22 protein-coding genes are annotated in these 22,244 nt (G+C 71.9%); 7 read left to right on the top strand and 15 right to left on the bottom strand.

Annotated features, from left to right (window positions below; translation table 11 throughout):
- Position 1: 1 nt before the first annotated feature.
- Positions 2-676: an NADH-quinone oxidoreductase subunit J family protein gene (locus tag AWQ71_RS36400; RefSeq protein ID WP_084259703.1), complete on the bottom strand. Its 675-nt coding sequence runs from the start codon at positions 674-676 to the stop codon at positions 2-4.
- Complete coding sequence (locus AWQ71_RS44155) at positions 673-1,917, bottom strand: 4Fe-4S binding protein (protein ID WP_245658867.1); 1,245 nt, start codon at positions 1,915-1,917, stop codon at positions 673-675. Before AWQ71_RS44155 ends, AWQ71_RS36400 begins: the two co-directional genes overlap by 4 nt.
- Positions 1,918-2,252: 335 nt before the next feature.
- On the opposite strand from AWQ71_RS44155, the gene AWQ71_RS36410 reads away from it, so the two are divergent.
- Entirely contained in the window at positions 2,253-3,062 is an 810-nt protein-coding gene (locus AWQ71_RS36410; protein ID WP_157570792.1) for a ComEA family DNA-binding protein, read from the top strand.
- 65 nt (positions 3,063-3,127) lie between these two features.
- Here the strand turns inward: AWQ71_RS36410 and nuoH are convergent, their stop codons facing one another.
- The 5 genes from nuoH to AWQ71_RS36435 form a co-directional block, all read right to left on the bottom strand.
- Positions 3,128-4,078, bottom strand: a complete 951-nt coding sequence (gene nuoH / locus AWQ71_RS36415) for an NADH-quinone oxidoreductase subunit NuoH (protein ID WP_067142947.1) — start codon at positions 4,076-4,078, stop codon at positions 3,128-3,130.
- Positions 4,071-4,661 (bottom strand): NADH-quinone oxidoreductase subunit C, encoded by a 591-nt coding sequence (locus tag AWQ71_RS36420; RefSeq protein WP_245658869.1) that lies wholly within the window; start codon positions 4,659-4,661, stop codon positions 4,071-4,073. Before AWQ71_RS36420 ends, nuoH begins: the two co-directional genes overlap by 8 nt.
- Positions 4,658-5,170 carry an NADH-quinone oxidoreductase subunit B gene (locus tag AWQ71_RS36425; RefSeq protein WP_067142808.1) on the bottom strand — a complete coding sequence of 171 codons (513 nt, stop codon included), beginning with the start codon at positions 5,168-5,170 and terminating at the stop codon, positions 4,658-4,660. Before AWQ71_RS36425 ends, AWQ71_RS36420 begins: the two co-directional genes overlap by 4 nt.
- Positions 5,171-5,289: 119 nt before the next feature.
- Positions 5,290-6,564: a M48 family metallopeptidase gene (locus AWQ71_RS36430; protein WP_157570793.1), complete on the bottom strand. Its 1,275-nt coding sequence runs from the start codon at positions 6,562-6,564 to the stop codon at positions 5,290-5,292.
- 29 nt (positions 6,565-6,593) lie between these two features.
- Complete coding sequence (locus tag AWQ71_RS36435) at positions 6,594-6,965, bottom strand: NADH-quinone oxidoreductase subunit A (protein ID WP_067142814.1); 372 nt, start codon at positions 6,963-6,965, stop codon at positions 6,594-6,596.
- Between the two features lie 136 nt (positions 6,966-7,101).
- On the opposite strand from AWQ71_RS36435, the gene AWQ71_RS36440 reads away from it, so the two are divergent.
- From AWQ71_RS36440 to AWQ71_RS36450, 3 genes are all read left to right on the top strand, one after another.
- Positions 7,102-8,622: a polysaccharide deacetylase family protein gene (locus AWQ71_RS36440; RefSeq protein WP_084259705.1), complete on the top strand. Its 1,521-nt coding sequence runs from the start codon at positions 7,102-7,104 to the stop codon at positions 8,620-8,622.
- Positions 8,623-9,113: 491 nt separating this feature from the next.
- Complete coding sequence (locus AWQ71_RS36445; RefSeq protein WP_067142819.1) at positions 9,114-10,961, top strand: 2-oxoacid:acceptor oxidoreductase subunit alpha; 1,848 nt, start codon at positions 9,114-9,116, stop codon at positions 10,959-10,961.
- Complete coding sequence (locus AWQ71_RS36450; protein WP_067142822.1) at positions 10,954-12,012, top strand: 2-oxoacid:ferredoxin oxidoreductase subunit beta; 1,059 nt, start codon at positions 10,954-10,956, stop codon at positions 12,010-12,012. The genes AWQ71_RS36445 and AWQ71_RS36450 overlap by 8 nt, the downstream gene beginning before the upstream one ends.
- Positions 12,013-12,120: 108 nt before the next feature.
- On the opposite strand, the gene AWQ71_RS36455 is transcribed toward AWQ71_RS36450, so the two are convergent.
- The 3 genes from AWQ71_RS36455 to AWQ71_RS36465 are packed head-to-tail and all read right to left on the bottom strand — an operon-like array spanning position 12,121 to position 14,174.
- Positions 12,121-12,522: a hypothetical protein gene (locus tag AWQ71_RS36455; protein WP_067142825.1), complete on the bottom strand. Its 402-nt coding sequence runs from the start codon at positions 12,520-12,522 to the stop codon at positions 12,121-12,123.
- Positions 12,523-12,566: 44 nt separating this feature from the next.
- Positions 12,567-13,181, bottom strand: a complete 615-nt coding sequence (locus AWQ71_RS36460) for a GntR family transcriptional regulator (RefSeq protein ID WP_067142828.1) — start codon at positions 13,179-13,181, stop codon at positions 12,567-12,569.
- 51 nt (positions 13,182-13,232) lie between these two features.
- Entirely contained in the window at positions 13,233-14,174 is a 942-nt protein-coding gene (locus AWQ71_RS36465; RefSeq protein ID WP_067142831.1) for a DMT family transporter, read from the bottom strand.
- An 85-nt stretch (positions 14,175-14,259) separates the two neighbouring features.
- Here AWQ71_RS36465 and AWQ71_RS36470 point away from each other — a divergent pair, with 85 nt between their 5' ends.
- From AWQ71_RS36470 to AWQ71_RS36480, 3 genes are all read left to right on the top strand, one after another.
- Entirely contained in the window at positions 14,260-14,649 is a 390-nt protein-coding gene (locus tag AWQ71_RS36470; protein WP_218002103.1) for a barstar family protein, read from the top strand.
- Positions 14,650-14,807: 158 nt separating this feature from the next.
- Positions 14,808-16,781: a sensor histidine kinase gene (locus AWQ71_RS36475; protein ID WP_067142833.1), complete on the top strand. Its 1,974-nt coding sequence runs from the start codon at positions 14,808-14,810 to the stop codon at positions 16,779-16,781.
- Entirely contained in the window at positions 16,778-17,131 is a 354-nt protein-coding gene (locus AWQ71_RS36480) for a DUF742 domain-containing protein (protein ID WP_067142836.1), read from the top strand. The genes AWQ71_RS36475 and AWQ71_RS36480 overlap by 4 nt, the downstream gene beginning before the upstream one ends.
- Positions 17,132-17,146: 15 nt before the next feature.
- On the opposite strand, the gene AWQ71_RS36485 is transcribed toward AWQ71_RS36480, so the two are convergent.
- From AWQ71_RS36485 to AWQ71_RS36505, 5 genes are all read right to left on the bottom strand, one after another.
- Positions 17,147-17,524 carry a hypothetical protein gene (locus AWQ71_RS36485; RefSeq protein ID WP_245658871.1) on the bottom strand — a complete coding sequence of 126 codons (378 nt, stop codon included), beginning with the start codon at positions 17,522-17,524 and terminating at the stop codon, positions 17,147-17,149.
- Positions 17,525-17,635: 111 nt separating this feature from the next.
- Positions 17,636-19,234: a hypothetical protein gene (locus AWQ71_RS36490; RefSeq protein ID WP_067142839.1), complete on the bottom strand. Its 1,599-nt coding sequence runs from the start codon at positions 19,232-19,234 to the stop codon at positions 17,636-17,638.
- Positions 19,231-20,166 carry an ATP-binding cassette domain-containing protein gene (locus AWQ71_RS36495; protein WP_067142958.1) on the bottom strand — a complete coding sequence of 312 codons (936 nt, stop codon included), beginning with the start codon at positions 20,164-20,166 and terminating at the stop codon, positions 19,231-19,233. Before AWQ71_RS36495 ends, AWQ71_RS36490 begins: the two co-directional genes overlap by 4 nt.
- Positions 20,167-20,266: 100 nt before the next feature.
- Complete coding sequence (locus AWQ71_RS36500) at positions 20,267-20,680, bottom strand: hypothetical protein (RefSeq protein ID WP_218002104.1); 414 nt, start codon at positions 20,678-20,680, stop codon at positions 20,267-20,269.
- A 186-nt stretch (positions 20,681-20,866) separates the two neighbouring features.
- Positions 20,867-22,213: a sensor histidine kinase gene (locus AWQ71_RS36505; RefSeq protein ID WP_218002105.1), complete on the bottom strand. Its 1,347-nt coding sequence runs from the start codon at positions 22,211-22,213 to the stop codon at positions 20,867-20,869.
- Between the last annotated feature and the right edge of the window lie 31 nt (positions 22,214-22,244).

Consider the following 22,244-nt stretch of genomic DNA (forward strand, 5'->3'; position numbering starts at 1 on the left):
GTCAACCGCCGTCCCGGGAGACCCGGCCGGAGCCGGTCTCACCCGCGGTCGCGCCGGAACCGTCCGCGGGGGGCGGGGCCGGATCCGGAGGGTGTGGCGGTGTCGTCGGGGCGGCCGGACCTCCGGCGTCGGCGGCGGGATTCGCCGGGCGGATGTCCGTGCGGGAGAGGACGATGGCGCCGATCAGGGCGGCCAGCAGGAGCACGGACAGCGCCTCGAAGGGAAGGACCCACGACCGGAAGATGCTCGCCCCCAGCGTGGCCGCCGCGCCGCCGCCGGGCTCCAGCGGCGTGTACGCGGTGGCGAACCCCTGGACGACCACGGTCACCAGGACGGCCGCCGTCCCCACCGCCACCGTGGCGGCCGTGACGCGGTTGCCCGAGTCGAGGCCGGCGCTGCGGCCGATGGGCGCGCGGGTCAGCATGATGCCGAACAGCAGCAGGACGACGATCGCGCCCACGTAGATGAGCACCTGGACCCACGCGACGAACTCGGCGGTCAGCACCAGGTAGCCGCCGGCGAGCGCGCCGAAGCAGACCACCAGCCAGAGCGCGGCATGGACGAGTTGTCTGGTCGTCACCACCAGCAGGGCGGACCCGAGAGCGACGACGCCGAGCAGCAGGAAGACGACTTCCTGCGCGCTCGGCGGCCATAGGTCCGGCACCTGCGATGTCACGCGTCGCCTCCCTGATCGGGTGGCGCGTCCTTCTTGGGCAGGGATCCGGGCGGCCGGATCGAGCGGACGTTCCGCAGGGCGCGCGGTGACTCGCGGCGAGCCGGAGCCTCCCGCCCGGCGGGGCCGCCCTCTGTGGAGTCGGCGGAGTCGGCGCCCGGAGATTCGGCCGGCTCTCTCTCCGCTTCGCCCGACGGCCCGGCGGTCCCGGAAGCCTCCGGTGGCCGGGAAGGTTCGGACGGCCGGGACGGCTCAGGCGGCCGGGGCGGCTCGGGAGCGCCCGGTGGGCCGGACGCCTCCGGAGACTCGGGTGTCTCGGAAGGGCCGGGTGGACGGGATGTCTCAGGTGTCTCGGAAGGGCCGGGGCCGCCGGGCGCGGACGGCCGCTGCGGCAGCGCTCCCGGCGGGCGGATCGCGCGGATCGCGGCCGGGCCGCGTGGCGCCTCGCGCCGTGCCCGCGTGCCCCTGTCGGCACCGGCCCTGCCCGCGGCTGCCCGCGTCCCTCCCTCGGCGCCGGGCTGATCCGTACCGGCCGCGGCCTCCGAGGTCTCCGTGGGGGCTCCTGCCTCGGCGGCTCCCGGGACGGCCGCGGCCTCGGCGGGACCGGAGCCGGCGGCGGCGCCCGGGCGGGCCGTCTCGCTCGAACGCCCGGCACCGCCCGCGCCCTCGGCGCGCGAACGCCCAGGTCCGGCGGGCTCCGCACCCGCGGGCTCCCCGCCGGTATGGCCGGCCGGCCCACGAGCCGGGCGGGACGCGGCGGCGGCCGCCTCCTTGGGCGGCTCCGCGCCGACCTCGTGCGGGGGCGGAGGCGGCACGCTCTCCACCCACTCGCCCAGCCGGTCCTTTTCATGAAGCAGATCGCGAATGTCGTATTCCGCGTACTCGAACTCCGGAGCCCAGAACAGGGCGTCGAAGGGGCACACCTCGACACAGATGCCGCAGTACATGCAGAGCGAGAAGTCGATCGCGAACCGGTCGAGCACGTTCCGCGCGCGGGGCCGCCCGCCCTCCGGGGCCGGCAGCGTCTCCTTGTGGGAATCGATATAGATGCACCAGTCGGGGCACTCACGGGCGCAGAGCATGCAGACCGTACAGTTCTCCTCGACCAGGGCGATGACGCCCCGGCTGCGCGGAGGCAGGTCAGGGTGCACCTCGGGGTACTGCTGGGTCACCGATTTGCGCACCATGTGCTTGAGCGTGACCGCCAGCCCCTTGGCCAGCCCTTCTCCTGGTATACGTGCCACAATTCCCCATCATCGCGCAGGATGGACGACACGTGAATGCGGCGACCCATCCCTCTGTGTTTTCCACAGTTTCCACAGGCTCCTCCACTGGTTGTCCACAAGTGGAGCGGTAAAAAAGGACTTATTCTGCCACTATGCGGCCCCCACATCCCGGTCCTCCGCCACAGCCGCCGTACGGGCAGGCGCCGTACGGACCCACACCGCACGGGCAGGCGCCCGGTTCTGCACAGCCGTCGCCCCACGGCGCGATGAGGCAGAAGCCGTACGCGCCCGGGCCCCAAGGCCAGGCCGCCCCGCACGGGCCGGCGCCGGACGCGCAACGGCCCGGTGGGGACGTGGATCAGGCGCCGACGGCCCCGGTCCGGCGGCCGGGAGTCCAGACGCCGCCGCAGGGGCACGCCCCCGTGACGCCCGCCGCGCCTCCCCGGCACCCCGCCTACAGCCGGGGACCGTACGGGCCGATGCCGTACCGCCCGGTGCCCGGCATGCCGCCCCCGATGCCGCGCCCGCCGAGCGGCGGCCGGACGTTCCTCAGCGTCCTGTGGTCGCTGGTCCCGCTGGGGACAATGGGGCTTCTCACCCCGGTCTCCTTCCTCTACGCCGCACTCAAGCTGCGCACGCAGACGGCGTGGGCCGCCCTGGCGCTCTATATGGTCGGCACGGTCACCATGGTCGCCAGCGGTCCCAGCGGCGCGCTGGGCGAAGCGCTGTTCGTCGCGAGCGTGCTGCTGAACACCCTCGGCGGCACCGCCCACTCCTTCGCCGTCCGCCGCCGCGTCTTCCCCCGCCCCGACCCGGTGGCGTACGGGAACGACCAGGCGATCCAGTTCGCGCAACACCGCCGCGAGCTGCGTCAGGAGGCGCGCGAGCGGGCCGAGCAGGACCCCGGGCTCGCCTTGGAGCTGCGCATCGGCCGTCCCGACCTTCCGCGACGATATGACGACGGCGGTCTGGTGGACATGAACCACGCACCGGCCGCGGTGATCGCCACGCTTCCCGGGATGACCCCGGAGCTGGTCGAGCAGATCCTCCAGGCCCGGCAGACGGTCGGCACCTTCAGCTCGGCCCTGGAGTTGTGCGTGACGGCGGACCTCCCGGCCGACCTGACCAGCACACTCACGGAGTACACCGTCTACCTGCCCTGAGGGAGCGTGGCCGCCCGAACGGGCTCTCGGCCACGCTCCTCAGATTCTGATCACCTCGAGGCCAGTCAGAGGGCCAGCTTGACGACGCCGGTCAGGGCGAGCTGGAGCAGGGCGAGCGGCACCAGGCCGACCCAGGCGAGCTTCTGGAGCTGGTCCTCACGCAGGCGCGGATAGCTCACCCGCACCCAGATCACCACGAACGCCAGCGCGAGCACCTTCAGGAGCGTCCACACCGGGCCGGGCAGCAGCGGCCCGTGCCAGCCGCCCAGGAACAGCACGGTGGTCAGCGCCGACAGCACCACGATGCCGGCGTACTCGGCGAGCATGAACAGGGCGAACCGGAGGCCGGTGTACTCCGTCATCGGTCCCATGATGATCTCGGACTCGGCGATCGGCATGTCGAACGGCGGACGGCGCAGCTCGGCCAGCCCGGCGACGAAGAACACCACGCCGCCGATCGCCTGCCAGGGCAGCCACCACCAGCGCCACTGCTCGACGATGCCGTTCAGCGACAGCGTGCCGGCCGCCATCGCCACGCTGGACGCCGCCAGCACCAGCGGCAGCTCGTACGACACGAGCTGGGCCGCCGCTCGCATGCCGCCCAGCATGCTGTACTTGTTGGCCGACGCCCACCCGGCCATGATCGCGCCGAGCACTCCGACGCCCATGACGGCGAGGACGAAGAACAGCCCGGCGTCGAGGTCCACCCCGAACAGCCCCGGCCCCACCGGGATCACGACCAGCACGACGAGGTACGGCACGAGCGCCACGGCCGGGGCGAGGGCGAAGACCCGCCGGTCGGCCGCCGCCGGGATGACGTCCTCCTTCTGGACGAACTTGACGCCGTCGGCGATGAGCTGGGCCCAGCCGTGGAACCGCCCGGCGTACATGGGGCCGAGGCGCGACTGCATGTGCGCCATCGCCTTGTGCTCCATCTGCCCGACGACCAGCGGCAACGCGAGGAACACGACCACGATCACGACCAGGCGGACCGCGATGTCGAGCACCTCACTCACCACGCCGTTCCTCCTGGTCGGGTGCGGCGCCCCAGCCGGACGGGACGCCCGGCGGGAGCATCTTGCGGCGGCTCGGCGACCCGTGACCGGACTCGCCGGGTTCCTTGGCCCCGGGCCACGCCTTGGCGACCCGGGCGGCCAGGACGAAGTCCTTGCGCAGCGGATGCCCCTCGAAGCCGTCCGGGAGCAGGAGCGGCCGCAGGTCGGGGTGCCCGTCGAAGACGACGCCGAACATCTCGAACGTCTCCCGCTCGTGCCAGTCGGCGCCGCGGAAGACGCCGGTGGCGGTGGGCAGCCGCGGGTCCTCCCTCGGCACCCGGGTGCGCGCGAGCAGGTGGGTCATCGCCACCGGGTCGAAGACGTGCGCGACGACGGCGAAGGCGTCGGGGGGCTCGTCCACGCCGGTCAGCCAGTCGAAGAACACGAACCCCTCGGCCCTGGCGAAGGCCAGCAGGTCGGCCCAGTCCTCCGGCGCCACGTCGGCGACCGGCTCGCCGAAGGAGTCGGACAGCCGGACCCGCGAGCCGTACCTGGTTTCGAGGGCGGCCAGGATGCCGGCGCCGGCCTGAGTGGAGTCGGTCACGCCTCACCACCCTGGTAACGGTCGCCGAGCGACTCGGCGGCGATCTTCTCCTGGAGCTTCATGATCCCGTGGAGCAGCGCCTCGGGACGGGGCGGGCAGCCGGGGACGTAGACGTCGACCGGGATGATCTGGTCCACGCCCTTGGTCACGCAGTAGGAGTCCCAGTACGGCCCGCCGCAGTTGGAGCAGGCGCCGAACGAGATGACGTACTTGGGGTCGGGCATCTGCTCGTAGAGCCGCTTGACGGCGGGGGCCATCTTGTCGGTGACGGTGCCCGAGACGATCATGAGGTCGGCCTGGCGGGGGCCGTTGGCGAACGGGATGACTCCGAACCTGATGAAGTCGTGCCGGCTCATCGACGTCGAGATGAACTCGATCGCGCAGCAGGCCAGCCCGAAGTTGAACACCCACAGCGAGTATCGCCGGCCCCAGTTGAGCACGAACTTCATCGGCTTGGGGGCCAGCCGGGAGACCGGGCCGACCGTCGGCATCGGAAGGTTCACCGCCATACCGGCCATTCTCCCCCCGTCTTGGCCACCGGTACAGCCGTCACCGGCCCGGCAACCGTCCGTACGGCCCGAACCGGCGGCCGAAACACGGGCCGCCGCCGGCCAGGCGTCCCTACGGGTCACTCGTAGAGCGCCGCCCGCGCCCGGTCGGCGATCTCGCGGGCGATCCGGCCCGCCGCCGCGTCCAGCTCGGCCTGCACGCGCTCCATCTCGTCGTCCGTCACGACGATGGTGGCCGCGCCGTACGCCCGGGAGACGGCGAACGCCGCGCGCAGGTGGGTCGGCGGATGGGTGGCGTCCACGCGCGCCCGCTCCAGCCGGGCCAGCCGGCGCAGCCGTTCCTCCTCCGCCTCCGGGAATCCGGCCATGTACTCGCGCATCCCCTCCCACAGGTCCCCACCGCGGTGCGCCGCCGACTCCAGGTGCCTGTCGGCCGCAGGTGCCTTCGTGATCAGCTTGTCCATCACCCCGGCGACCGCGACCGGGGACGCGATCCGGGCAGCCCTGTCGTCGGCCGCATACTCGGCGAGCTGCGACTCCCGGTACGTCAGCGACTCCAGGATCATGATCAGCCCGAGGACGAGCAGCCGGATTAGCCCCGTAAGGATGTTGACTACGATCGCAAGAGCGATGGCGCCCAAGCTGCCGCGGACGCGCTGGCGGGCGGCGGCCCCGTGGATCTCGTACAGCGTGGCGATCGCGCTGCCGACGTACCGCATCCGGCGGGCGTCGCCGTTGCTGAAGTGGCCCATCTCGTGGGCCAGCAGCGCGATCCGCTCCTGCGACTCCAGGATCTGCCACAGCGGCAGCCCGATCGTCAGCACGTGTGTGCCGCGCAGCCCGACGGTCCGGGCGGAGGCGTTGACCTCGCCGTCCACGAGGACGACGTCCACGGGCGGTGCCCCCGCCTCGCGTGCCACGCGGTCCAGCAGGTCGTACAGGACCGGGGCCTCCTGCCGGGTGAGGGCCGGCGCGTCACCGTCGAGGCGTCCGAAGCGGGGGCGGGCCAGGTAGGCGAAGCCGACGCCCGCGATCCCGAAGACGGCGCCGAAGGGGCTCGGCCATGTCGCGACCAGCAGCCACACCCCGCCCACCAGCATGGACAGGGCGAGCAGGTGGACGGCCGAGGCGAGCACGTACGCCGCGATCCTGCCGGGGTCACGGGACGGCGTGCCCACCCCGGAGCCGAGCACCTGCCGGTGAAGGTCGGCGGCGAACCGCGCGTCGAGGCGGTTCCTCAGCCGCGCCAGCGGGCCGGGGCGGGTGGACGGCGTGTCCCGGTCCGGGCGGCTCAGGTTCCACTCGCACTCCGGGCACCACATGACGAACCGGCTGTCGCCGGTGATGGACGCCGCACACTGCGGGCATTCCTGAATGATCGCTGAGGGGGTCATGAAGCGAGGAGCGTGCCACAGCGGGACGATCATGTCCAGGTCAGCACGCGCTTGCGCCAGGCGTACAGGATGCCGAGGGCGATGAAGGCCAGGAAGACGAACATCTCGACCAGCGTGGCGACCCCGAACCCCGGAGCGGCGAAGATCGTGGCCCACGGGAAGAGGAAGACCGCGTCCACCGCGAAGACGACGTACAGGTAGGTGAAGACGTAGTAGCGGACCTGGGACTGGGCCCAGCCCTCGCCGACCGGATCGACGCCGCACTCGTACGTCAGCAGTTTCTCGGGGGTGGGCCGGTGGGGGCGCAGCAGCCGGTTGACGAGCAGCGCCCCGGACACGACGGCCAGGCCGATCGCGAGGAGGACGGCGACGGTGAGATAGGAGCTGAAATATCCGTTCATGCTCGCCTCCGAGCCCGTACAGCTACTGCCACGATCATAACCGTGTCACCACTTTGTCACCGTTCGCAGCCAAAAGATGCGCGGTGATCACACAAAGAGCCAGTAAAGCCGACATATCCGCCCATACTCTCCAGGCATGCCCCCACTTGGTTTCGCCGGCGTCGTCATGCTCCTGGTCCTGGCCCTGGCGAGCTGCGGCCTTCCACTGTTCGGCGGCCACGAGGACAGGAACGTCGACGTCGCGTCGGAGCCGACGGTCCTCGTCTTCGCCGACCCGGCCAAGGTCGCGGGGCTCTCCGTCGCCACGATCTCCAGCGGCACGGCCAAGCCGCACGTCCACGTCAGCTACCCCACCCTCGCGGACGCGCCCGCGCTCAACCGGCGGCTCAAGGACGAGCTGGCGGCCAAGGCACGGCGGTTCACCGAGAAGACGCAGATCCGGGAGGGGCAGCCCATCCTGGAGTACAACGTGGACTGGGATCTCACCGCCGCCACCCGGGACGCCGTCGCCGTCAGACTGCGAGAGAGCCGGTTCACCGGCCGCACCTGGGTCGACTCCTACCGCACCCTCTGGTACGACCGGAAAAGCCGGAAGGTGGTGGACTCCACGAGCCTGATCGGCGACATCAAGCAGCTCTCGGCGACGGTGCGCGGGCACCTGCCCGAGAGCTCGCCGGTCCACGCCCAGAACGTCGTGGTGAACCCCGAGCTCTACGACTCGCTCAACTTCAACGCCAAGGGCGACCTCGTCGTGGAGTTCGACGGACAGGAGTCCAGCCCGGGATCGGTCGGCCGGGTGGCCGTGGCGATCCCGCGCAAGGAGGCCGACGGGCTGCTGACGCCGTTCGGACGCGTGGCCCGCGCGGCGGTCGCCGCCACGATCACCCGTCCCCTGTCCAAGACCATGGACGACAACCCCCTCGCCGTCAGCACCATGAACGGCTCGGTGAACTGCGCCGTGGCCAACTGCGTGGCCCTGACGTTCCAGGGCGGGCCGGGGCCGTACACCGAGCGGCTGCTGAAGACGCTGTCCGCGCGGGGCGCGCGGGCGACGTTCTTCATGGTCGGCACGAACGCGACGGCGACGCCCGGGGTGCTGCGCCGGATGCGCGAGCAGGGCGACCTCGTCGCCAACCAGACGTGGACCCACCGCGACCTCACCCTGCTGTCCGGCAGCGCGATGTACGACCAGCTCCGGCGCTCCCAGCACGCGATCGGCGTGGCGAGCGGCCAGACCGCGTCGCTGCTCATGGCGCCGTACGGAGCGGCGGACGCCAGGGTGGCCGACGCCGCGCGCGAGTTCGGCCTGTCGATCGTGCGCGGCGATGTGGACGCGGGCGACGTGACCGGCGCGGACCCGAAGGAGGTCGCCAAGCGCGTCGTCGCCGGCACCCGGCGCGGCTCCGTCATCGTGATGCGCGACATCGACCAGGTGACCGCGGACGCGCTCCCCCAGGTGCTCGACGAGCTCGGCGGACGCGGCTTCGTCTTCGTGACCGTGCCCGAGCTGTACGGCACCGCCCAGATGACGCCGGGCCGTACCTATTCCGCTCCGATCGTGCCGACGACCGCCGGGTCCACCGCCGGGTCCACTGCCGGGTCGCCGAGCTCGCAGGCCGCGCCTTCCGTCGGGTCGACGAGTCCGCAGGTACCGTGAAAGGCCCGGGGACATATAGTTGGACCTCGTGACCCGCAACATCCTCTTCGCCCGCTTGCACGTGGATCTGTGCCGGCTCGCTGCGGGGTTGTGTCGAACGAAGCGTCACCCACGTTCGTGACAGCGCCGTCGACCCGACGGCCATGGAATTTCCGAGCGACACGCGCAGCGGCGGGCACCCCCGTGGGCGGGCCCCTCCCCGCCGCCCGATGCGACGCAGGTCACACCTTGGGGACGAGCGGTTCGCGCGACAATCGACGCGTGTGCCAGGTGACTTCTTTGCTCCCCGCAGAGATCGTCCTCTCGCTTCCCTCGGTGGAGGTGGGTGGCGACCGACCCCTGACCGCTTCGAGACACGCACCATGACAGGGAAGCGATTCGCCAGCCGGTGAAGCCGGCGGCACCGTCGCTGGAGATGATGGATCTAGCATGGACAGAACAACGTGCCACGAGCTAAGACGGCCTGGCGCGGCGAGGAGGACTGAGCAGCTGTGACCAAGCAGGTTCAGCAACTCGATCGCGTGATCATCCGGTTCGCCGGCGACTCCGGTGACGGCATGCAGCTGACCGGTGACCGGTTCACCGCGGAGACGGCGAAGTTCGGCAACGACCTCTCGACGCTCCCCAACTTCCCGGCGGAGATCCGCGCCCCCGCGGGAACCCTGCCCGGCGTGTCGAGCTTCCAGCTCCACTTCGCCGACCACGACATCCTCACCCCCGGCGACGCCCCGAACGTGCTTGTGGCGATGAACCCGGCGGCGCTCAAGGCGAACCTCGGCGACCTGCCGCGCGGCGCCGACATCATCGCGAACACCGACGAGTTCACCAAGCGCAACCTGCAGAAGGTCGGATACGCCGCCAACCCGCTTGAGGACGACTCGCTCGCGGAGTGGCGGGTCCACTCGCTGCCGCTCACGTCGCTGACCGTCAAGGCGCTCGAAGGCTTCTCGATCTCCAAGAAGGACGCCGAGCGGGCCAAGAACATGTTCGCGCTCGGCCTGCTCTCCTGGCTGTACCACCGGCCGACCGAGGCGACGATCAAGTTCCTTGAGGCCAAGTTCGCCAAGAAGCCCGACATCGCGAAGGCCAACGTCGCCGCCTTCCAGGCCGGGTGGAACTACGGCGAGACCACCGAGTCGTTCTCCGTCTCCTACGAGATCAAGCCCGCCACGCTTGCCCCCGGCGTCTACCGGAACATCTCCGGCAACCAGGCGCTCGCGTACGGTCTGATCGCGGCGTCGGTGCAGTCGGGGCTGCCGCTGTTCCTCGGCACCTACCCGATCACCCCGGCCTCCGACATCCTGCACGAGCTGTCCAAGCACAAGCGGTTCGGGATCAGAACGTTCCAGGCCGAGGACGAGATCGCCGGGGTGGGCGCCGCTCTCGGCGCCGCGTTCGGCGGGGCGCTCGGCGTGACGACCACGTCCGGTCCCGGCGTCGCGCTGAAGGCCGAGACGGTCGGCCTCGCCGTGGCGACCGAGCTGCCGCTGATCGTGGTGGACGTGCAGCGCGCCGGCCCCTCGACCGGCATGCCGACCAAGACCGAGCAGACCGACCTGCTGATGGCGATGTTCGGCCGCAACGGCGAGTCGCCGGTCCCGGTCGTGGCCCCCTCGACGCCGTCGGACTGCTTCGACGCGGCCATCGAGGCGGCGCGGATCGCGCTGAAGTACCGCACGCCGGTCATGCTGCTGTCGGACGGCTACCTGGCCAACGGCTCCGAGCCGTGGCAGGTGCCGGAGGTCTCCGAGCTGCCGGACATCTCGGTCGAGTTCACCACCGAGCCCAACGGCGAGGACGGCACGACCTACCTGCCGTTCAAACGCGACACGGAGACGCTGGCCCGCCCGTGGGCCGTCCCCGGCACCCCCGGGCTGGAGCACCGCATCGGCGGCATCGAGAAGGCCGACGGCAGCGGCAACATCTCCTACGACCCGGACAACCACGACCGCATGGTCCGGCTCCGCCAGGCCAAGATCGACGGCATCGACGTCCCGCCGCTGGAGGTGGACGACCCCGACGGCGACGCCCGGGTCCTCGTCCTCGGCTGGGGATCGACGTACGGACCGATCGCGGCGGCGGTGCGGCGGGTTCGCCGGGAGGGCGGCAAGGTCGCGCAGGCCCACCTGCGGCACCTCAACCCGCTGCCGGCCAACACCGGCGACGTGCTGCGCGCCTACGACAAGGTGCTGCTCCCGGAGATCAACCTCGGTCAGCTCGCGCTGCTCCTGCGGGCGCGCTTCCTCATCGATGTGATCAGCTACAACCGCGTGCGCGGGCTTCCGTTCAAGGCCGAGGAACTGGCCGGTGTCATCCAGGACGTGATCAACAGTGACTGAGAGCCTCAACGGCAAGGGCCTGGCGCTGGTGCCCAAGACCGACGGCAAGCAGACCCTCAAGGACTTCAAGTCCGACCAGGAGGTCCGCTGGTGCCCCGGTTGCGGTGACTACGCGATCCTCGCGGCCGTCCAGAGCTTCCTGCCCGAGCTGGGCCTGCGCCGGGAGAACATCGTCTTCGTCTCCGGCATCGGCTGCTCATCCCGGTTCCCGTACTACATGAACACCTACGGGTTCCACTCGATCCACGGGCGGGCTCCGGCGATCGCGACCGGGCTGGCGACGTCCCGCCCCGACCTGTCGGTGTGGGTGATCACCGGTGACGGCGACGCCCTGTCCATCGGCGGCAACCACCTGATCCACGCGCTGCGCCGCAACGTCAACCTGAACATCCTGCTGTTCAACAACAGGATCTACGGCCTGACCAAGGGGCAGTACTCCCCCACCTCCGAGGTCGGGAAGATCACCAAGTCGACGCCGATGGGGTCGCTGGACAAGCCGTTCAACCCGATCTCGCTGGCGATCGGGGCCGAGGCCGGGTTCGTCGCCCGGACCATCGACTCCGACCGCAAGCACCTGCAGAGCGTGCTGCGTGAGGCCGCCGCGCACCGGGGCACGTCGCTGGTCGAGATCTACCAGAACTGCAACATCTTCAACGACGGCGCCTTCGAGGCCATGAAGGAGCCGGAGACCCGGGACGAGATCACGATCCGGCTGGAGCACGGGCAGCCGATCGTCTTCGGCACCGGCGACAACGCCAAGGCCGTACGGCTCGCGCCGTACGGCGGCGTCGAGGTCGTCAACCGGTCGGAGGTGGCCGAGAGCGAGATCCTCGTCCACGACGCGCACCGGCCCGACCCGTCCCTGGCGTTCGCGCTGTCGCGGCTGGACGAGCCGGCCTTCCAGCATGTGCCGATCGGGATCTTCCGCTCGGTGGACCGTCCGGCGTACGACACGCTGATGAGCGAGCAGCTTGAGCAGGCCACCGCCGACAAGGGCAAGGGGCAGCTCGCCGACCTGCTTCTGGGCGGCGACACCTGGCGCATCAACTGACGCCGACCGGCGTCCACGGGAAACGGGCCTCGGAAACGGGGCCCGTTTGTCGTTGGCGCAACGGCGGATACGGCGAATACGGCGGATCCGAGGACCCGCGATCGGGTGTCAGTCGTAGTCGAAATCGGGCAGCGGGGACGGGGGCACGGGGCTGCGCCAGACCACGACGTAGTCGCCGGCCGCCGCCTCGACCGCCGAGCTGAGCCGGTCGAGGTCGAAGTCGGGCAGGTAGCGCAGCCGAGCCAGGAAGGATGCGTCCGTCGCCGATTTGGGGACGACGCACTCCTCACCGTCACGGGACAGCAGGACGATCAGGACGTCGTCCTCATCGTCCCCCCGCCGTTCCTCCCGCCCGTCACCGAAGCCCGCGCGCGGGTCGGCGAGACCTCCCACGCGCACCTCGACGACGTCCTCCCATGCGAGGGCCTCGACGCTGCCGTCGGCGTAGTGACGGGTTACGCCCTCTTCCGTGACGTACACGTAGGACTCCGGCACTGCGTTGGCGTGCATGGGCGGATTGTGACTACATCCGCCCGCTCCGTGCAAGAGCGCGGTCAGCCGCTCCGCCAGTGGAGATGCTCCCTGACGGCCCGCCGCGCCGCCTCCCGAGGCCCCCGCGCGATCGTCTCCAGCAGCTCGCGGTGCTCGGCCACCAGCTCCTCCCGGTCCGGGTAGACGTCGCGGAGCCGCACCAGGCCGAGGCGGGTCTCGGTGGCGAGCGCGCCGTAGAGACGCTCCAGGCGGGGGCTGCCCGCCGCCACGACCAGCGCCTCGTGCAGCGCCATGTGCTCGCTGACGACCGCCGCCCACGGCGCGTCGGCCGGGAGGGCGGCCAACCGCTCCAGCGCGGCCTCGGCCGCCGCCACCCGGCGGCCCGCGACGGCGTCGGCCATCAGGTCCTCAAGGGGCCGCCGCACGTACATGAGGTCGGCGAGGTCCGCAGGCGTGATCTCGGGCACGTACGCGCTGCGATTGGGCTCGCGCCGCAGCAGCCCCTCGTGGACGAGCGCGGCGAGGGCCTCGCGCACGGTCGGCCGGGCCACGCCGTACCGGGCGGAGATCTCCTGCTCGGGCAGGGACGCGCCGGGGTGGATGTCGCCGGAGAGCACGCGCTCACGGAGCGCCGCCGCCAGGGCCTGCACCGTGGAGACGGGTCGGAGGGACGTCATGCTGACGAGCTTAGGGAGTGTCTGACAAATGCTGCCCAGGGCTTGATGTGGTCAGCCACGACCCAGGCCGGTCGCCTGTTCCAGGGCCGCCGGGTGGGGCGCGCTCCGGTCGGGCAGCGCCACGACGACCAGGCTCGCGGCCAGCAGCGCGAGCCCTCCCCAGGAGATCGCCGACAGGTGCTCGTGCAGCACGACCAGGCCGAGGATCGCGGCCACCGCGGGCTCGGCCAGGGCGAGCGTGGCGGCGGTCGCGACGGGGGTCGTGCGCAGGCCCCTGCCGTACAGGACGTAGGCGAGGGCGGTGGTGGCGACGCCCAGGTAGAGGGCGGCGAGCAGCCCGCGCGGCTCGGCCAGCCAGCCGGGGCCGCTGCCGGCGAGCACGGGCAGCATGATCAGGCCGGCGGCCCCGAAGAGCACGCCCATCACCGTGTCGGACCCCATGCCCGCGCCGATCGCCCGCGCCGCCGTGACGGCGTAGAACGCGTAGAGCAGGCCGCCCAGCAGGGCGAGCGCGATGCCGCCCGCGTCCGCGCCGCCGGCCCCTCCTCCGGTGACCAGTACGGCACAGCCCGCGATGGCGGCGGCCGTGGCGACCGCCCACCGCCGGCTCGGCCGGTTCCGGTCGAGGAGCCAGGACAGCAGTCCGGTGAACACCGGGCCGCTGCCGATGGCGACGACGGTGCCGATCGCGACCCCGGTCCTGGCGACGGCGGCGAAGAAGCAGAGCTGGTACGCCGCGACCGCCAGCCCGCCGGCCGCGAGCAGCGCCCCGGGGACGCGCCGGGTGGTCTTTCCCGGGGCGCGCGGCGTCGCCCGCCCGGCGGCGGCACGCGCGGCGCGCGCCGCGACGGCGGCCAGCACGGCGCCGCCGATCACGAGTCGGGCCGCGGCGAGCGAGATGGATCCGGCGGGGGCGAGCGCTCCCACTGTGCCCGCCGTCCCCCACAGGACGGCCGCGGCGACGACGGTCAGCGGGCCCGAGCGCGAAGTCATAGCACGATTGTCTGACAATCAGACAAAGTTTGTCCACCGGCGCGGTTCCGTGCCCCTGACCTGGGCGATCGCTAGCCTGGCCGGCATGACGCAGTCAAGGGTCGCGGGACAGTTCATCAAGGCGCCGACGGGGATGGGGGTCGCGGCGGCGATCCGGCAAGCCAGACTCCGCGGCGCGACACCGCACGTTCTGGACGGCTCGGGCGCGCAGAGCCCGGCCGCGATCCTGGAGCTGATCGCCCGCGCCCTCGACTTCCCCGAAGACTTCGGGCACAACTTCGACGCCCTCTACGACTGCCTCACCGACCTGTCCTGGCTGCCCACCGGCGAGCACGTGCTCATCTGGGCCAAGCCCTCGGCGCTGCGGCGGGCCGACCCCACCGCCTACGACGCGCTCGGGAGTGTCCTGTCGGACGCCGTCAGCGACGGAGCGTCGGGCAAGGTCACGTTCTCGGTGACGATGCTCGCCAACTGACCGCGACTTCCGGCGTCCGCGCGGGTCAGCCGGCGATCACGGACACGCACAACCAGGAATGCCGCTCTTTCGTTAGATATCGCCGCTGGTATCCACATTGCAGTCATTGCTAATGTTTCGCCGCAATTAACACAGCGGTTCGTGGTGGGCGAGGTCACATGGCAAGACGCAGGCGTTCCGTTCGCGCCAAGATCTTCGCCATCATCGTGGTCCCCGTCACCGCGCTGGTGGTGGTCTGGGCGTACGGCTCGGTGATCACCGTACAGAACGGCATGGAGCTCCTCAAGATCCGCGCCGTGTACGACAACGTGGTGGTTCCGACCCAGGACGTCATCGACGCGCTCCAGGCCGAGCGCACCCTGTCCGCCGAGTACCTCGGCGCCAGGATGACGACGGCCTACCCGGAGCTGCGGAGCCAGCGGCAGAAGACCGACGAGGCGGTCGCGCACCTGGAGCAGGCGTCCGCGCAGGCCAGGGACGCCACCCCGGACGAGATGTGGGGACGGCTCCGCGAGCTGGTCACCTACGCCCGCGGCCTGAACGCGATGCGCAGTCAGGTGGACCAGCGCCTGCTGACGGCGATGGAGGCCGTGGAGCACTACGACTCCGTCACCGAGGTGGGCTTCCAGGTCTACGACCGGCTGATGATCGCGGACGACCTCGACATCATCCAGCAGGTCAAGGCGGTCATCCTGATCAGCCGCGCCCGCGAGGTGATGAGCCAGCAGTCCGCCGTGCTGGCCGGGACGCTCGCGGCCTCCCACATGACCAAGGCCGAGTACGACGCGTTCGGGAAGATGACCGGCAAGCGCAAGCTCCTCTACGAGCTGGGCGTCGGCCAGCTCGACGCCGAGCTGGCCGCGCCGTTCCTGACGTTGAACGCGTCGGCCACCTACCGGGCGTTCAGCGCGATGGAGACCGAGGTCACCGACAGCGTCACGCCCGGCCGGGCCCTGGGCCCCGGCACGCTCACCTGGCGTACCGCGAGCGAGGCCATGACCGTCACCCTCGGCGAGCTGATCGGCGAGGCGAGCCAGACGATCGCGGACCGGACGGTCCCGCTCGCCGAGAAGGCGCTCTGGCGCATGGGGATCGCCGCGGGCGTGGGCCTGCTCATCGTGGCGTTCAGCGTCCTCTACTCGATCAGGTTCGGACGGCGGCTGACCGCCGAGATGGTCGGGCTGGAGCAGGCCGCGATCGAGCTGGCCGACCGGCGGCTGCCCGCCGTCGTCGGCCGCCTGCGGCGCGGCGAGGACGTGGACGTGGCCGCCGAGACGCCGCCGGTCACGATCTCGGGAACCACGGCGGAGGTGGACCACGTCGCCAACGCGTTCACCTCCGTGCAGCGCACCGCGATCGAGGCCGCGGTGGACCAGGCGCGGATGCGCGACGGCGTCAGCAAGGTCTTCCGCAACCTGGCCCGCCGCAACCAGTCGCTGCTGCACCGGCAGCTCGCCATGCTGGACCGGTTGGAGCGGCAGGTCACCGATCCGGACGTGCTGGACAAGCTGTTCGGCGTCGACCATCTGACGACGCGCATGCGCCGCCACGCCGAGGGCCTGATCATCCTGTCCGGCGCCGCTCCCGGGCGCGGGTGGCGCACCCCGGTCTCCCTGTACGACGTCGTACGCGCCGCGACCGAGCAGGTGGAGGACTATCTCCGGGTCGAGATCGGGGTGCCGCACGGCCCGGCGCTGGCCGGCCCGGCCGTGACCGACATGATCCACTTGGTGGCCGAGCTGGTGGAGAACGCGACGATCTTCTCGCCGCCGCACACCCAGGTGATCGTCCACGGCGAGGTGGCGGCCAGGGGGTTCGCCCTGGAGATCGAAGACCGCGGCCTCGGCATCGGCGCCGAGGAGATGGTGCAGATCAACGCCAGGCTGGCCGAACCGCCCGAGTTCGACCTCGCCGACAGCGAGCGGCTGGGCCTGTTCGTCGTCGGCCTGCTCGCGCGGCGGCACGGCGTGCGGGTCTCCCTGCGCGCCTCGGTGTACGGAGGGACGTCCGCGATCGTGCTCATCCCCGCGAACCTGATGGCCGACGACGCCACGCCCGAGTACGCCGTCGGCGCCGGGGCGGCCGCGGACGAGGGCAGGACCGGCCGGGAGCGCTCGCAGGAGGAGTCGTGACAGAGCAGGAGTACGGCCCGCTGCTGCGGCCCTACACCATCACGCGCGGCCGGACCCGGCCCACCGGCCCGGAGTTCGACCTGATGACGACCATCAGGACGGCGCTGCCCGAGTCCGGGCGGACGGGTGGGTTGTCGCCCGAGCACCTGCGCATCCTCGACGTCTGCCGCTCCGCGACCACGCTGGTGGACCTGGCGTCCGAGACCGGACTCTCGGTCAACGTCCTGCGGATCCTGCTCGGGGACCTGCGGGACCGCGGCATGATCACCGTGCACGCGCCGGCCACGGCGGGCCGGTTGCCGGAGGAGCGCATCCTGCTTGAGGTGATCCAGGGGCTCCAGGCGCTCTGACCCAGGCGGATCGGGTCAGTTCCGGCCTCTCCCGTAGAAGGCGTAGCACTCCACCTCCGACCGCCGGAAGGTGAGACCGCTCCGCACCGACTCCCGTACGCACGCCTTCTGGCGGGGGCTGAGCTTCAGCTTTCCGCACACGGTGACGCTGGAGTACGTCCGGCAGTCGAGGTTGGGGTTGGCCGCCCCGACGGTGTAGGTCCGCCGGACCTTGGCGCGGCATTCCCGCCGGGCGGTCTTCGTGTCGGCGTACCTGCACTGCCTGATGAGGATCCGGTATTGAGCCCGGCTGACCTGTTGCTTGCCGCCGGTCACGCAGTCCATCGCGTACCCGGCCCCGGTCGTCCCGAACACCGTCGCGGCGAGCGCCGCAACGCAGATGATCTTATGCATAGCGTCCCCCCAGTGCTACATAACGTTACATTCCGCCCATATGGTGCGACCAGGTGGGATGCCAGATGTGCCCCGGCCATGTCAGGTGAAACCAGAGGCCCATGATGCCGCTCAGCGCGTCGCGTGCCGTGCCGTACGGACCGCGAGGGCGGCGCCGACCAGCACCAGGGCGACGGCGGCGACCACGAGCGGCGACGGACCGGCCGGCAGGCCGCCGGAACGGACCACGCCCATGTAGTCCACCGCCGCCACCCCGTTGACGGCCAGATACCACACGCCCAGGTAGACAACCTGGAACACCCGGTGCGTACGGCACGCCACGCCGAGCGCCAGGGCCAGCGACGGGACCAGGAGCGCCCCGCCCGCCCAGGCCCCGGCGCCGGGCCAGTCGGCGGTGACCACCATCCGGACCAGCGGCGCGACCCCGGTCACGGCCGTGAGCACGACCCCGGCCGCCCACTCCGCGAGCAGCCCCTTCGACGGCGTGGGGTAGGCACCGAGGAGCCCGTCCAGACCGTGCTCGACCCGCTGGGTGCCGAGCCGGGACCAGATCAGGACCGGCCAGACCCAGGCGAGCGGGAGCAGCATCGTCGGCTCCGGCGCGACGAACCCGGCCACCGTCACCCCCGCCGCGGCGAGCCACCACCAGCGCGAGAGCCCCTGGGCGAGGATGCGCAGCTCGCCCGCGAGGAGCCGCCAGAACGAGAACACCCGGCCCAGGCGCGCGACGCTCGCCGGGACGGCGCCGAACACGGCGGGCGCCTGCGGCTCGGCGATCGGCCGCCCCGCTGCTTCCTGGGCGCTCCCCGCCGCGTGCGCGCCCTCGGCCGCGGCCGGGGCACCGAGCAGCCGGCGCGCCGGGTCGAACCTGCCGAACCACAGGACGGGCAGCAGCGCGACGGCGAGCGCCAGCACGAAGAAGAGCAACCGGCCGCCCAGGAAGGCGCCGTCCAGGGCGAACCCGTCCCAGCGGAAGGTGCGCAGCGGCTCCTTCGCCTCGGTCAGACCGAGGCTGAACTCCCGGGCGCGCACACCGATCCCCTGCTCGGCCATGGCGACGCGCATGGACTCGGCCGCCTGCCGCACCCCGAAGCCGCCGAGAGGGGCGTTGCGCCCCTGCCCGGCCAGCAAGAACGCCATGGAGACGCCGAACCAGACGACGTTCCCCACACCGCTCCGCAGCAGCGGTACGGTCTCGAACAGCATCGCGGCCGCCGCCGTCAGCGCCAGCGGAGGCAGCGTCATCACCGCGAACGGCAGCAGCAGCGCCACCGGGTCGACGGCGAAGGACTCACCCCGCGCGAGCTGCATGAGCGGGGCCGTCACCGCGAGGACGACCACCATCGAGGCGAGCACCAGGAAGTTGCTGAGGAACTTCCCCAGCAGGTACGTCGGCGTGCGCAGCGACGTGGCGGCGAGGAGCGGGCCCACACCGGTGCGCTCGTCCCGGCCGATCGCGTCGCGTACCACGTAGAACCCGCCGGTCGTGAGCCACAGGGCTCCGGCGAGGGCGGTGGCCGTCCCGACCCAGGCGCTGGTGTAGACGCCGCGGTAACCCCCGACGTCGAGGATCACCCACCGGGACGCGGCGCTCGGGACGGCCAGGCACGCCAGGCCGACCGCCGCGAGCAGGGTCACCGCGTACGCGGGGCGCCGTACCCGCTCGCGGAAGTCGGCGACGGCCAGCGCGATCAGGGCCCGCGCGATCATCGGCCCGCTCCGGCGCCGGCCTGCCGCAGGGACCGCCCGGCGGACCCGTTGATGACGGCCAGATACACGTCCTCCAGGTCGGGCGTCACCCGTACGGCGTCGCCGCCCGGCGGCGCGGCGGACAGGAGCCGGAGGCGGACGCCGTCCGCGGTCCGGAGCGTCCGGCTGATCACGTGGCGCTCCCGCAGGGCGGCGGCCTCGGCCGGTCCGGCGACCGTCTCCCAGACCTGGCCGTCCACCTCGCGGAGGAGCTCCTCCGGGGCGCCGCGCCGCAGAAGCCGCCCCCGGGCCACGATCGCGATGTCGGACGCCACCGACTCGATGTCGGACACGATGTGCGTGGACAGCAGCACCACCCGGTCCTCCGCCAGATCGCTCAGCATGGTGCGGAACCGCACCCGCTCCTCGGGGTCCAGCCCGGCCGTCGGCTCGTCCACGATCAGCACCTTCGGGTCGGCCAGCAGGGCCTGCGCGATGCCGACCCGGCGCAGCATGCCGCCGGAGTACTTGCCCAGCGGTCTGCGTCCCGCCTCGGTGAGGTTGACGAGTTCGAGCAGCTCCTCGATGCGGCGGCGCGCCGAGCGGGCCGACAGCCCCTTCACGGCGGCGAGGTAGGAGAGGAACTCCCGGGCGGACAGGTGGGGATAGACGCCGAAGTCCTGCGGCAGGTAGCCCAGAACCGCACGAAGCGCGTTCGGCCGGGACACCACGTCGGTCCCGTCGAAGAGGATCTTTCCGCTGGTCGGGCGGGTGACCGTCGCCGCGATGCGCATCAGCGACGACTTCCCGGCTCCGTTCGGCCCGAGGAGGCCGAGCAGTCCCGCGCCGAGACGCAGCGACACCGCGTCCACGGCCCGTTTCCCGCCCTTGTAGACCTTGGTGACGTGCTCCAGTTCGAGCGTCGGCGTCCCCTGAAGTGGTGTTTTGTTCATCATGTTCTGGCGCGCGGCCCACGGCGTCGGTCTCTGCCTGGGGGGAGACGCGCTTCCATGCCTTCCGCAGATCGTTCGTGGAATGGTGGTCTCGGTGCGCTCAGCCCGCCGCGGGCGTGCCGTCCGTGTCCGGGGACGGCGTGGCGCTCCCGACGAGCTTCGTCTTCCGCCCGTCGCGCAGGACCTTGACGTGGCGCGGCACCTCCACCCGGAACCGGGCCGCGCAGTTCGCCCACCCGTTGCACCCCGCCCGCAGGTTGAGCTTGTTCCCGTCGAGGGACCAGCTCGACTTCGGGTTGGTTCCCTTCACGTCGAACCACATGGTGACCTTGACGTCGTCCCGGTCCGCCGCGACCAGGTCCGTCGCGTTCTCGTGCGCCCGCACGTCCAGCGTCGTGCCACTGAACGGGAAGGTCGTGGACCGGGGCGTGGCGTTCGACGCGTCCGCGCAGCCGCTGAGGGCCGCCGCGGCCGCGAAAAGCATCAGAACGGACATCGCCGTCTTCCGCGTCATCATCGGGTCCTCCGGATCAAATGGGCGTCCGGAGCAGGATCGGCCTTCTCAGGCGGCCGCGGCATCTGCCGTTCGGCAGATATCGGCCGACCTCTTGCTCGCCCACGGTCCCGGGGACGACGGCGGCCGTCCGGAGGGGCGCGACCGCGGTTGTCGCGGGCCGCGCCCAGGGCGCGGGGGCACGGCTCAGGACCGCGCCGCGGCCCCGTCCAACGCGCCCTCCGGGACCGGCAGAAGCGCCGTGACCTTCCACCCTTGCTCGTGGCGGCCGGTACGCAGGACGCCCCCGAGCGCCTCGACCCGCTCGGCCAGGCCGATCAGCCCGGTGCCCCCGCCCCGCCGCTCGCTCCCCGACAGCCCGGACGGCCGGGCCTCCCCGCCGTCCGGCCTCTTCCGGCCGGTACCACGGCCCCGGCCGCCGTCGTCCACGACGGACACCTCCAGAGCGGGACCGGCGGCGCGGACGACCTCGACCACCACCCGGCCCGCCGCGGACGCGTGCCGCCGCACGTTGGTCAGCGCCTCAAGGACGACGGCGTACGCGGTGCTCTCGATCTCGCGCGGCAGCGGATCAGCCGGGACGCCGTCCGTGCCCTCGGACATGTGGATCTCGGCGGGGATCCCGCCGGTGGCGGAGAAGCGGCCGACGAGGTCCGGCAGGTCGGCCAGGCCGTACAGGCGGGTCGGCGGCGGCTCCGCGGCCGCGCGCTCGTCCGGATCGCGCAGCGCGCCGACCATGTGGTCCATCGACGCGAGCGCCCGCAGCCCGGCCTCCTCGACGCGGAGGGCGAAGTCCCGCGCCTGCTCCGGGTCGAGGTCGCCGAACTGCGCGGCCTGGGCCTCCAGAACGATGCCAGTGACCTCGTGCGCGACGAAATCATGCAGGTCACGGGCCACTTCGAGCCGCTGGGCGCGCTTCGCCCGCGCCACCGCGCGTACCCTCCGGTCGTCCTGGATCCTGAGGTACAGCGCGACACCGGCCACGCAGGCCATGGAGAAGAACGCCAGGAGGCACCCGGCGACCGACGCGTCCAGCGAGGGGCGGGGCATCCGGAGCGTGAGCCGCAGGGGCAGCTCCACCGCCGCCGCGACGGCCAGCGACGTCCCGATCACCGCGGCCTGCGCGCCCGGCAGCCGCCGGATCACCCGTCCGAGGAGGACCAGCACCCCGCCCATCTCGACCGGCAGCCACACCCCGACGAGCTGATGCCGTCCCTGGTAGAAGAAGGCGACGGCGAAGGAGACCCCCGCGACGACGCTCGCCGCCGTGGCGAGGCTGACCCGCCGGTACGGCCAGCGCGTCAGCGCGACCGCCGCGGCCAAGGTGGCCGAGAACGCGACGACGAGCCCGCTCGGAGGAGCGAAAACGGCCGGGAGCGGCACCATGGCGACGACCACGGCGCACAACACGTCGCGGAACCAGATCTTTCTCGCACGTCCCGCGCCGCCCCGCGGGAGCGGCTCCGTGCTCTGCCCCTTTCGCCCCAGCCCGTCTCGCGCCGGCCTCTTTCGCGCCGGCCCCCTTCGCACCATGGCCACGAGCGTACGCAGCCTCGCCGCTCCC

The sequence above is a fragment of the Microtetraspora malaysiensis genome, assembly GCF_001528665.1.
GTDB classification, from domain to species: domain Bacteria; phylum Actinomycetota; class Actinomycetes; order Streptosporangiales; family Streptosporangiaceae; genus Microtetraspora_A; species Microtetraspora_A malaysiensis.

Coding starts and splice junctions, on each gene's coding strand:
- AWQ71_RS36470 (WP_218002103.1), top strand. CDS start 14,260: ATGACGCAGTCAAGGGTCGCGGGACAGTTCATCAAGGCGCCGACGGGG.
- AWQ71_RS36455 (WP_067142825.1), bottom strand. CDS start 12,522: ATGCACGCCAACGCAGTGCCGGAGTCCTACGTGTACGTCACGGAAGAG.
- AWQ71_RS36475 (WP_067142833.1), top strand. CDS start 14,808: ATGGCAAGACGCAGGCGTTCCGTTCGCGCCAAGATCTTCGCCATCATC.
- AWQ71_RS36495 (WP_067142958.1), bottom strand. CDS start 20,166: ATGAACAAAACACCACTTCAGGGGACGCCGACGCTCGAACTGGAGCAC.
- AWQ71_RS36485 (WP_245658871.1), bottom strand. CDS start 17,524: ATGCATAAGATCATCTGCGTTGCGGCGCTCGCCGCGACGGTGTTCGGG.
- AWQ71_RS36430 (WP_157570793.1), bottom strand. CDS start 6,564: ATGACCCCCTCAGCGATCATTCAGGAATGCCCGCAGTGTGCGGCGTCC.
- AWQ71_RS36505 (WP_218002105.1), bottom strand. CDS start 22,213: ATGGTGCGAAGGGGGCCGGCGCGAAAGAGGCCGGCGCGAGACGGGCTG.
- AWQ71_RS36425 (WP_067142808.1), bottom strand. CDS start 5,170: ATGGCGGTGAACCTTCCGATGCCGACGGTCGGCCCGGTCTCCCGGCTG.
- AWQ71_RS36465 (WP_067142831.1), bottom strand. CDS start 14,174: ATGACTTCGCGCTCGGGCCCGCTGACCGTCGTCGCCGCGGCCGTCCTG.
- AWQ71_RS36490 (WP_067142839.1), bottom strand. CDS start 19,234: ATGATCGCGCGGGCCCTGATCGCGCTGGCCGTCGCCGACTTCCGCGAG.
- AWQ71_RS36460 (WP_067142828.1), bottom strand. CDS start 13,181: ATGACGTCCCTCCGACCCGTCTCCACGGTGCAGGCCCTGGCGGCGGCG.
- AWQ71_RS36440 (WP_084259705.1), top strand. CDS start 7,102: ATGCCCCCACTTGGTTTCGCCGGCGTCGTCATGCTCCTGGTCCTGGCC.
- AWQ71_RS36500 (WP_218002104.1), bottom strand. CDS start 20,680: ATGACGCGGAAGACGGCGATGTCCGTTCTGATGCTTTTCGCGGCCGCG.
- AWQ71_RS36435 (WP_067142814.1), bottom strand. CDS start 6,965: ATGAACGGATATTTCAGCTCCTATCTCACCGTCGCCGTCCTCCTCGCG.